We start from the raw sequence: 10321 nt of genomic DNA, 5'->3' as shown, positions 1-10321 counted from the left end.
CTGGGCAGCGCGGCCGACGTGCTGCATCACGCCGTCTCGCTGCATTGGGACTTCCCCGCTCCCGCCGCGGCCGTCCGGCCGTCGGCGGGTCCGATTGCACGGGGCAGTCTGGACCTCCTGCCGGCCGGCAGACAGGACACGGCGTACACGAAGGCCGTCAGCACGTTCGACTGGCAGGCGTTCTTCGAGAAGTTGGGCGGCAACAGCTTCCTGGACGCGCTGGCCGCCAGCATGCGGGAGCACTACGACTACGTGCTGATCGATAGCCGCACCGGTGTCAGCGACGGCGCCGGCATCTGCACCGTGCGACTGCCCGATGCCGTGGTGACCTCGTTCACGCTCAACGACCAGAGCATCGACGGAGCTGCCGGCGTCACCCGCTCCATCATCCGACAACGCGGCGACCGACCGATCCGGATCCTGCCGGTGCCGATGCGGGTCGACAACGCCGAGCAGCTCAAGTTGGAAGCGGGGCGTGACCACGCCCGCCGCCGCTTCGCGCCCCTGCTGCCTCGCACCTCACCTGAGGAGAGCGACAGGTACTGGGGCGAGATCGAGATTCCCTACCAGCCCTACTACGCGTACGAGGAGATCCTGGCGGGGTTCGGCGACCGGGCCCACCACGAGGGCACCCTGCTCGCCGCCTACGAGCGACTCGCCAGGGCGATCACCGAGAACGCCGTCGACAGCCTGCCGCCGATGGAGGATCGGCTGCGCCGCCAGTGGTTGGCCAAGTTCGAGCGGCAGCGCGTCTCCGGGGCGACACCCGACGTGTTCATCAGCTATGTCTCGCTCGACCGGTCCTGGGCCGAGTGGGTCCGCGACGAGCTCCGTTCGGCAGGCCTGCACACGGTGATGCGGGAGGTCGACTTCCCGGCCAGCCCTGGTGGCGGGGCGGCGACGGCCGTCGGTTTCAAGGACGCCGCCCGGCTGGTGGTGCTGCTGTCCCAGGAATACATGCAGTCGCCGAACGCCGGCGAGTTGTGGTCCCAGGCCACCACCTACGAGGCGGGCAGCGGCGGAAACTTCCTGGTGCCCGTCCGGCTGGACAATTCCCGCGCGCCGGCGGTGTTCCTGGAGCGGGTCCCGGTGGACCTGGTGGGCGCCACCGAGGAGGAGGCCGCCAGCCGGTTGCTCGAAGCACTGGACCACCCCGCCCGCCCGGCGACCGACCCGGAGGGCGCCGGGCAACGCCGACGGTTCCCGGGCAACGAACCCCCGGTCTGGAGGGTGCCGTTGCCGCGTAACGTCCAGTTCGTCGGCCGCAGCCCGCTCCTGGAGGAGATGCGCGACTGGCTGTCGTCGGCCGAGGCCCGGCACACCCCGCTCGCGCTGCACGGTCTGGGCGGCGTCGGCAAGAGCCAGATCGCCCTGGAGTACGCCTACCGCTTCCGCGCCGAGTACGACGTCGTCTGGTGGATCTCCGCACAGCAGCCGAGCGTGATGCGGCTCGCTCTGGCCTCGCTCGCCGACCGGCTGGCTGCCAAGGCGGACACGCCACTCGGAGGCAACGTCGCCGAGCGGGTCCAGTGGGTGCTGGACGCCCTGCGTCGGGGCGACCCGTACCGGCGGTGGCTGTTGGTGCTGGACAACGCCGACGATCCCGCCGAGTTGCACGACCTGATGCCGCAGGGCCCCGGGCACGTCCTCGTCACCACGCGCAACCACGTCTGGGCCCGGCATGCCCGCAACTTCGAGGTGGGCGCCTTCGACCGGGCGGAGAGCACCACCTTGCTCCGTCGCCGGATCCCCCGCCTGCCCCTGACCGACGCGGAGATGGTCGCCGCGCGCCTGGGCGACCTGCCGCTCGCCGTGGAACAGGCCGGGGCGTGGCTGGCGACCACCGGCGAGTCGGCCACCCAGTACCTGCGGCGGCTACGCCGTTACCTGCCCGGCATGCTCTCCGACGAGTTGCCCAACGACTATCGGCAGACCGGCGCGGAGCCGTGGCTCGTCTCGCTGGAGAGCCTGCGGGAGCGCAACCCGGCGGCGGCGAAGCTGCTGGAGGTCTGCGCGTTCTTCGCCGCCGAGCCGATCCCGATGTCGCTCCTCTACGACGACAGCTTCATCAACGTGCTGCTCCCCTACGATCCCTCGGTTCGCGATCCCCTGCTCATGGGGCGCGCGTTGCGGGATGTCGGCCGATACTCGTTGGCCCGCATCGACAACGTGCGCGGACGCACCTCGGACCGCGGTGACGACGGCAACCAGGCCAGCCTGCGAATGCACCCACTGGTGCAGGAGCTGATCCGGGAGTCCCTGTCCGACGAGGTCAAGGCGGAGAACCGGCGTCACGTGCACGCGATCCTCGCCGCCGCCAACCCGAAGGACCCCGACCAGCCCCGCAACTGGCCGATCTACGCCGACCTCTGGCCCCACCTGCTGCCGTCGAAGACGCTCCACTCACCGCAGCCGGAGGTTCGGCAACTGTTGCTGGACGTGGCCCGGTACATGTGGACCCGGGTCGACTTCGCCACCTGCTCCGAGCTGGCCGAGAAGGCGATCGAGGCGTGGCGGGCGGAGCACGGCGCGGACGACCCGCCGACCCAGATGATGCGCTTCCACCTCGCCAACGCGCTGCGCCTCGAAGCGCAGTACCAGGCCGCGTACGACATCGACCAGGACGTGTACGAGCGGCTCTCCGACACTCTCGGCGAGAACCACGAGTACACGGTGATCGTGGCCGGCAGCCTCGCCGCGGACCTGCGCGCGCTGGGGTTCTTCGAACGGGCGCGCGAGTTGGACACCCGGACGGAGGAGTTGGCCCGCGAGGTGTTCGGCGAGGAGCACTCGCGGGCGCTGATCGCCGCGCACAACCTGGCCCTGTCGCTGCGTCTGGTCGGCGACCTGCGCGGGGCGTTGCGGCTCAACGAGCGCACGTTGACCCGCCGCCGCGACACCCTCGGGCCGATGCACCCGTTCACCCTCTTCTCCGAGGGGCAGTACGGCCGGGACCTCCGCGACACCGGCGACCTCACCGAGTCCCGACGGGTCCTGGAGGCGGCCGTGCAGGCGGACCGGCAGGTGCTCGGCGAGGAGGACAGCGAGACCCTACGGGTGACCAAGAGCTACGCGGTGACCCTGCGGAAGCTGGGCGAGTTCGAGCGGGCCCACGCGTTGAGCGCCGACGTGCTGGTCCGTTCCCGCCGCCGGCACGGTCCCGATCATCCGGACGTGCAGGCCGCCGCGATGAATCTGGCCTGTGACGAGTCCGCCCTGGAGGACGACGCGGGCGCGCTCCGCCGGGCGCGCCCGGTGTACCGCTGGTATCGGGACGCGATGGGCGAGGACCATCTGTTCACCCTGGCGTACGGCAACAACCTGGCCATCTTCCTGCGGAAGGCCGGGGATCTGGACGCGGCGTTCGCGTTGTCCGACGAGGTCGTCAACCGGTTCACCGAGCAGATCGGTGCCGACCACCCGTACACGCTGGCCGCGAACATCAACCTCGCCAACTGTTGGTACGGGCGCCGGGAGTTCGCGGCGGCCCTCGCCACCGACCAGGACTGCTACGAGCGGGCCCAGCGCATCCTCGGCCCGTCGCACCCGGACACTCTGGCGGTGGCGAACAACCTGGCCACGAGTTTGAGTGTCGCCGGGGACCACCGAGGCGCCCGCGCCCTGCGCGACTCGGTGATGCCTCTCTTCCGCCGTGTCCTGGGGGAGCACCACCCGAACACCATCGCTCTGGTCGAGGCGAACCGCCTCAACTGCGATCTGGAACCGCCACCGACGTGACCGAGGGTTCTCCGTCGGGTTCGATGCCCGGTGCCGGCACGCAGGTCACCGGCGCGAGCCACCGGGACAACTCCAACGGGTCCTCCGGGTGCCCGTCCGTACGCAGCTGCCGGTACACCGCGCGGCACAGCTCGGGGTCGGCCCCGGCGGTCTTCTGCGCCGCCGTCAACCGCTGCTCGGCGAGGGCCAGTCCGACCCAGGCGGACAGCAGTTCCGGGTCGGCGCACACCTGCCGGCGATAGCTCTCGCGCGCGGCGAGGTCATCCCCGGCGGCGAGGGCAAGGTCCCCGTCGGACGCCGTGGGCAGTGCGTCGACGAGGCGTTCCGCGCCGGTACGCAGCCGCGTGAACCGCTCCGGATCGGTCAGCCGCAGCCGGACCAGGTCGAGCCGCGGGCTGAGGCTCAGCCAACGGCCGTCGGCCGGCTCCACCCGCAGCACGACGGTGACGGCGGGGCACGGCAGTCCGGCCGAACGCGCGGCGGCGAGCTGGTGTACGACGTGTGGGTCCGGTCGGCGGTTCCGCAGCCGCCAGACCGTCCAGTGGTCCTCGGCGGCCTCCCGGGCGAGTTCGGCCGCTCCCTGATCCACCGGGTCCCGCCAGTCGTCGATGACCCGCCGCAGGCCGGCGACGAATTCCCGGCCGGCGGCGGTCAGACGGCCGAACGACTCGATGTCCGCGCAGGTGCGGGACACACGGTCGCGCCAACGGGCGAACTCCACCTCGGCCATCCGGGCCGGGCCGCCGGTGAGCAGCGCGCGACGACCCCGCCAGAACTCGGTCACCGCGATGAAGGCGTAGACGCCCTGGAGGGCTGCCCCGAGGGGGCGCGGGTCGTCGCGCCAGGGGGCGTAGTAGTACCGACTGTCGTCGCGGTCGTAGAGGGGTTCGACGTCGAGCGTCGCACCGAGTTTGGCGTGCTGGAACTCGTGCAGCAGGCCGAGCGCGAACGCCTGCCCGTCGATCGGACAGGTCATCGAGACCGAGCCGAAGGCATCCATGCTGGTGACGTTGACCCCGGCGCTGACCGAGTCGGCCACCAGCGGCACGAGCCAGCCCAGTCCCTCGGCGATCGCCTCGGCGTGCCGGCGGTGGTGGCGTACCAGGATCGGCCACGCGTCGTCGAGCAGCCGTTGCCACTCGGCGACCTCGGCGGGTGTGAGCCGCTCGGCGGCGCAGAGCCGGTGCCGGTCCCGGTACGGGTCGAGATCGTCGAGGGTGATCCGCAGCGTCAGTCCGTCGGCCGTGCTGCGGAGTCGGTGCAGGCCGGACCAGCCGGCGTTCTCCGCACCCGGCCCCGGGTCCGACGGAGAGGCCGGTGACACCTCGACCGGCCCGATCAGGAGTCGCGAGCCCACCCGCGAGATGGTCACCCGCTGCGCGTCCCCGACCCGCGCCAGCCCGAGCGTGGGCAGGTAGACGGCGCCGTCGCGCGGCACGACGCTGAGCTCGAAGTCCATTCCCGCGCGGAGGGCCGCCACCGCGGCGAGTGACCCGAGCGCTGTCAACTCGGCTTCGACGGGCGCTTCGGACGCCGCCCGCACCACCAACCCGCCGGTCGTACGGCCGGCTGCCGCCTCGGACGCCGGTGCGGACGGCGTCGGCGTCCGCAGTCGCCGGAGCGCGCTGGCCAACCAGGCGCCGGTGTGCGGCAGGGCCAACACCGCCGGCCCCGCCTCGGGTGACCGGCCCGCCGCCGTCGCCCAGAGCCCGAAGTGCCGGCGGGTCTCCTCCGAATCCACTGTGTCGAGCAGGACGCGCAACTGGAGCATGCGTTTGCTCACCTGGCCGTCGCGCAGCAGTCGGATGGTCCGCTGGTCACCGAGGCCAGCCGCGAGCGCCGCGAGGTCGTCGGGGGTGAGCCGGTGGTATCCCGTCACGACCGCCCCCGGGGCATGGCTGCCAGATCCGCTCGTAGGCGTCGCTCGACGTGGGCGATGAGGTGCAGAAGGTCGGGACAGTAGACGGACGGGTTGGTGAAGCTTCCCGCCCGGTACCGGTGCGGATAGTTGCCGGCACCGCAGACCCGGTGCACCGGGCACGTACGGCAGGTGGCGGCGAGCGCGTCCACCCCCATCTGGCGGGCGACGACAGCGGGGTGGTGCAGCACGTCGTCGAAGGTGTCGGTGAAGACGGTCAGGTCGGTGCCGACCGCGCCGGGGTAGGTGGAGCGCAGCGTGTCGACCTGCTCGTACGCCCCGTCGGTGTTGATCACCACGGCGGCCACGGGGCTCAGCCCGAGGGACTCCGTTCGGCTGCGCCCGCCGAACAGCAGGTTGATGAGTTCCTCGAAGAGTCGGACACGGGTCAGTCGGGGCGAGGTGTCGTACCAGGCGTCGAAGGCCGCCGCCAACCAGGTGCCGTAGGGGCTCGGGTCCGTACCTCGCCGTGGCGGCGGCGCCTCCCAGTTGGCGTGCGGGAGCAGGAAGTCCACCATCGGCGGCCGGTACGACAGCAACGCCTCGTAGGTCTGTCGGGGGTCGGCGGCGAGGTCCACGACGCAGAGCACGCCCGCGTACGCGTCGGGCCGCTCGGCGAGCAGGCGCAGGGCCCGGTCGACCTCGTCGTAGCTGCTGCGGCCCGACGCGTACCGCCGGTGCCTGTCGTTCGCCGTCCGGTCGCCGTCGAGGCTCACGCCGATCCGCACCTGGGCGTCGGCGAGCAGTGTGAGGGCGTGTCGGGTCAGGAGGGTGCCGTTGGTCTGCACGGTGATCTGAGCCTGCGACGGGGCGAGTGCCTCCCGGAGTCGGCTCGCCATCCGGACCAGGTTGGGAGCGCCGACCAGGAGCGGTTCGCCGCCGTGCAGGACGATCCGTACGGCGGTCTGTCGGTGGGCGTGGACGTGTTCGCATATCCGCTGGCAGGCGTGGTCGAAGACGTCCGGCGCCATCAGCAGCGGGTCGGCGAGGGCGCTGCGGTCCGCCAGTTCGTACATGTAGCAGTAGTCGCAGGCCAGATTGCACCGGCTGTGGACCTTGAGGATGAACTCCGAGAACGGGACGGGCCGTGGGCGGGTGGACAGGCCGCCCTCGGCTACCGTGGCGGCCCCCATCGAGCCGCGCCCGCCACCCGGCATCCTCACATCGCCGAGTTCCACCCGGCGACCGCCTCCTGCGGGCGATCGATCTCGTCGAGAATTCGGCGCAACGAGTGGGCGAACACCGACTGGTCCAGCTCCTGAAGGTCGGCGAGGCTCACCTCGCTGAGGTCCACGAGGGTGCCCTGAGGTGCGCCATCGGTCGTATCCATCATGATCCGTCCACCCGCGAAAAGGACTCGCGCCCGAGTGAGCAATGAATTGTGCGGAAGCCGCCGGGCCGAGACCCGTCACCACGCCGACCCCGCCGACGAACCGGGTCATCCTAGCGGCCGCACGCTGTTTGCGCGGTGGGTCGGGCGGGTCATCCGGTTCAACGCCACAGTGCGGCCCGCAGACATTGTTCTCGGCCATCCGTCCATGGAAAATCCGGCGTCCGGACGGGAAGGACCATCGATCCGGTAGCTGGCTACGGCGACACGTGTGGTCAGTCCCGACCGCAGCGCCGGCAGGTTCCACGGCGGCGCAGGTGGTACGCGTAGGTGGCCGCGCCGAGCGCCACGCCCCAGAGTGGCCAGAGCAGCATCGGCGCCCCGGTCAGGCTGAGCCCGCCGGTGAGTTCCCAGAACTTCGGGTTGCTGAGCAGTCCCAGCGAGGCCGCGGTCACGGAGATGGCGACCACTGTGGCGGGCAGCACGGCCAGCTTCACCGGCACCCGCCGGCCGGCGAGGCCGAGCATCCAGCGCGGGAACCGCTCGCCCCAGCGCTGCACCAGCCCAAGGGTGAGGATCGCGCCGACGGTGGCGAACGCGGCCAGCCCGAACCCGGCCCAGACCAGCCCGGTGTCCTGCATCTCGGTGAGGAACTCGCGGGAGATGCCGAGCGGGATGCCGGCCGCCCAGGCGAACCGGGTCAACGCGTACGTCAGCGGGATGGCCGCGGCGATGCCCACGGCCCACCGACCCCAGCGGGTGGCGGCGGCCGGGGTGGTCCACCGTCGGCCGGTGTCGGCGCGACCGCAGCCGACGCAGGCCCCGGCGGTACGGCGCTGCCAGGCGAGCACCGCACCGGCCAGTAGCAGCCCGCCGGCCAGCGCCGCGAACCGGGCGAACAGCGCCCAGTTGAAGACGTCGGCGTAGTCGACCGGCGGCCAGCCGAACGGCGCCCCGACGATCAGTATCGGCAGGTAGCCGAGGACGACCAGCACTCGGACGTCCGGCACGACCAGGACGAGCGCGCACGCCACCGCCCAGCCGTAGCCGGCGAGCAGCGCCCGCAGCGGGCCGGGCGGGCGCACCGCCGGGCGGCTCATCGCCAGGGCTGCCACTGCGGCGGTGAGCAGCACGCCGGCGAAGAGCGGGGTGGCCACCTCGACCGGCACCAGGCGCAGCAGGCTGACGTCGCCGCCGTTGGGGTCGTTCGGGCCGAACGGGTAGCCGGCGTCGGTGAGCATGCTGACCAGGGCCAGCACGCCCCACAGGCCGAGCCAACCGGCGGCCAGTGGGGCGAGCCGGTCCGGCCAGCGGGAGCCGGTCCGGGACGGGGAGGCATCGATTTTCGTCATGCTCTCAGCCTCGACGGACAGCCGCCGGACTCCCTCCCGGCAAGCGGTGAACCCGCTCCCCCGGGCGAGGGAACCGTCAGCCGGACGGAGTGACGAAGCCGGACTCGTAGGCGGCGATCACCGCCTGGGTGCGGTCGCGGGCACCCAGCTTGGCCAGCACGTTGCCGACGTGCGTCTTGACCGTCTCCACGCCGACCACCAGGTGCGCGGCGATCTCCGGGTTGGACCGGCCGGTGGTCATCAACCGGAGCACCTCGGCCTCCCGTTCGGTGAGCCGTGCGGCGTGCAGCCGGTCGCCGCCCGCCGGCCCGTACGCGCCGACCAACTGGCGGATCGCAGCAGGGAAGAGCAGCGACTCCCCCGCCGCGACCACCCGGACGGCCTCCACCACCTCGGAGGGCCGGGCTCGTTTGAGCAGGAAGCCGGAGGCGCCGGCCCGCAGCGCCTCGTAGACGTACTCGTCGTTGGCGAACGTGGTGACGACCAGCACCCGGGGCGGGTCGGCGGAGGTGGCCAGCAGGTGTCGGGTGGCCTGGATGCCGTCGATGCCGGGCATCCGCACGTCCATCAGCACCACGTCGGGCCGGTGCCGGGCCACCAGCGGCGGCACCTCGGCGCCGTCGGCGGCTTCGGCGAGGACGCGCAGGTCGGGTTGGGCGTCGATGATGGCCCGCAGCCCGATCCGGATCAGTTCGTCGTCGTCGACGATGAGCACGCCGGTGGTCATCGGGTCTCCTCGTAGGGCAGGCGGGCCCGGATCAGCCACCGGTCGCCATCCGGTCCCACGGTGATCCGGCCGCCGAGCAGCAGCACCCGCTCCCGCATGCCGTCCAGACCGCGACCGCCGTGGCCCAGCGGGGTCCGACCGGGTCGGCTCATCGCGTTGACCAGCTCCAACTCCAGTGCTTCCGGGTGCAGGTCCAGCCGCAGCGTCACCGGCCCGTCGCCGTAGCGGGCGGCGTTGGTCAGTCCCTCTTGGACGATGCGGTAACCCTCCCGGGAGACGGCCGCAGGGACTCGCGCCGCGTTGCCGACCCGATGCGCGTGCACCGCCAGCCCGGCAGCGCGGGCGTCGGTGACCAACCGGTCCAGGTCGGCGAGGGTACGCTGCGGCGCCACCACCGGACGTTCGTTGCCGGTCTCCCGGAGCAGCCCGAGCACGTGGTCCAGCTCGTCCATGGCCGTCCGTCCGGTCTCCTCGATGGCGGTGAGCGCCCGTCGGACGAACTCCGGGTCGGTGTGCAGGACCTCGCGGGCGGCTCCGGCCTGGAGGGTGGCGACGGTCAACGCGTGGCCGATGGAGTCGTGCAGCTCCCGGGCCAGCCGGTTGCGTTCAGCGAGTTGGAGGGCCTCCCTCTCCAGGGCGGCGATCCGCTCCGCCGGGGCCGGCCCGAGCAGCACCGGCGCCATCGAGCCGGCGAGCGCGCCGAGCCCGGCGACCGCGTAGCCGAGGCCGACCAGCAGGACCACCCCGCTCACTGTCAGCCAGCCGCCGTCGCGCCCGTCCAGCGGCCCGAACCGTTCGCGGCTGATCAGTTCGGTGCCGATGCCGAACTGCTGGGCGATGAAGGCGAGAGCCATCGGCAGGGCACTGAACAGCGCGATCATCACCAGTGCGCCGACGACGAGGTGGGTGGCGATCCAGAGCGCGCTGCGCAGCCGGGTCTCCCGGTCGACCCGGTGCCCGGGCACCGGTTCGGGAAGGTCCACGCCGAGCAGAGCCCGTACGGCGGCGATCTCCAGTGCCCGACTGCCGTCCAGCAGCAACGGCGCCCCGGCGATCAGCGCCGCGATCACCAGCAGGGCGTAGACCAGTGGTCGGGGGATCGCCGAGTCGGCGAACAGTTGGGCGAAGGTCACCGCGAGCACCCCGTACGGCAGTGCCAGCACTCCGCCGAGCAGCAGGAAGACGCCGCGTCGCCAGGTCGTGCCGGCGACCAGCGGGGTCAGCGCCGCTCGGACTGTCACCTCGTCATTCTGCTG

The 10321-nt window shown here is 72.1% G+C and carries 7 protein-coding genes; 1 reads left to right on the top strand and 6 read right to left on the bottom strand.

Annotation, left to right across the window (positions count from 1 at the left end; all coding sequences use genetic code 11):
• A partial coding sequence (gene fxsT, locus FHU34_RS32765) for an FxSxx-COOH system tetratricopeptide repeat protein (RefSeq protein WP_145786456.1) occupies positions 1 to 3738 on the top strand: 3738 nt, incomplete at its 5' end.
• Here the strand turns inward: fxsT and FHU34_RS32760 are convergent.
• The 6 genes from FHU34_RS32760 to FHU34_RS32735 all read right to left on the bottom strand — a co-directional run bounded on the left by FHU34_RS32760 (position 3707) and on the right by FHU34_RS32735 (position 10306).
• Complete coding sequence (locus FHU34_RS32760; RefSeq protein ID WP_167524993.1) at positions 3707 to 5617, bottom strand: HEXXH motif domain-containing protein; 1911 nt, start codon at positions 5615 to 5617, stop codon at positions 3707 to 3709. The genes fxsT and FHU34_RS32760 overlap by 32 nt on opposite strands.
• Positions 5614 to 6834, bottom strand: a complete 1221-nt coding sequence (locus tag FHU34_RS32755) for an FxsB family cyclophane-forming radical SAM/SPASM peptide maturase (RefSeq protein ID WP_244312075.1) — start codon at positions 6832 to 6834, stop codon at positions 5614 to 5616. The genes FHU34_RS32760 and FHU34_RS32755 overlap by 4 nt, the downstream gene beginning before the upstream one ends.
• Positions 6816 to 6986 carry an FxSxx-COOH cyclophane-containing RiPP peptide gene (gene fxsA, locus FHU34_RS32750; RefSeq protein ID WP_231924423.1) on the bottom strand — a complete coding sequence of 57 codons (171 nt, stop codon included), beginning with the start codon at positions 6984 to 6986 and terminating at the stop codon, positions 6816 to 6818. Before fxsA ends, FHU34_RS32755 begins: the two co-directional genes overlap by 19 nt.
• Before the next feature lie 275 nt (positions 6987 to 7261).
• Entirely contained in the window at positions 7262 to 8338 is a 1077-nt protein-coding gene (locus tag FHU34_RS32745; RefSeq protein WP_145786454.1) for a hypothetical protein, read from the bottom strand.
• Positions 8339 to 8414: 76 nt separating this feature from the next.
• Complete coding sequence (locus FHU34_RS32740) at positions 8415 to 9065, bottom strand: response regulator transcription factor (protein WP_145786453.1); 651 nt, start codon at positions 9063 to 9065, stop codon at positions 8415 to 8417.
• Entirely contained in the window at positions 9062 to 10306 is a 1245-nt protein-coding gene (locus FHU34_RS32735) for a histidine kinase (RefSeq protein WP_145786452.1), read from the bottom strand. The genes FHU34_RS32740 and FHU34_RS32735 overlap by 4 nt, the downstream gene beginning before the upstream one ends.
• Between the last annotated feature and the right edge of the window lie 15 nt (positions 10307 to 10321).

The sequence above is a fragment of the Micromonospora taraxaci genome, assembly GCF_007830095.1.
GTDB lineage: Bacteria > Actinomycetota > Actinomycetes > Mycobacteriales > Micromonosporaceae > Micromonospora > Micromonospora taraxaci.
This window is presented reverse-complemented; position numbering and strand designations above follow the sequence as displayed.

Bases quoted from the DNA above. Each gene is read 5' to 3' on its own strand.
- FHU34_RS32745 (WP_145786454.1), bottom strand. From the start codon at position 8,338: ATGACGAAAATCGATGCCTCCCCGTCCCGGACCGGCTCCCGCTGGCCG.
- FHU34_RS32740 (WP_145786453.1), bottom strand. From the start codon at position 9,065: ATGACCACCGGCGTGCTCATCGTCGACGACGACGAACTGATCCGGATC.
- fxsA (WP_231924423.1), bottom strand. From the start codon at position 6,986: ATGGATACGACCGATGGCGCACCTCAGGGCACCCTCGTGGACCTCAGC.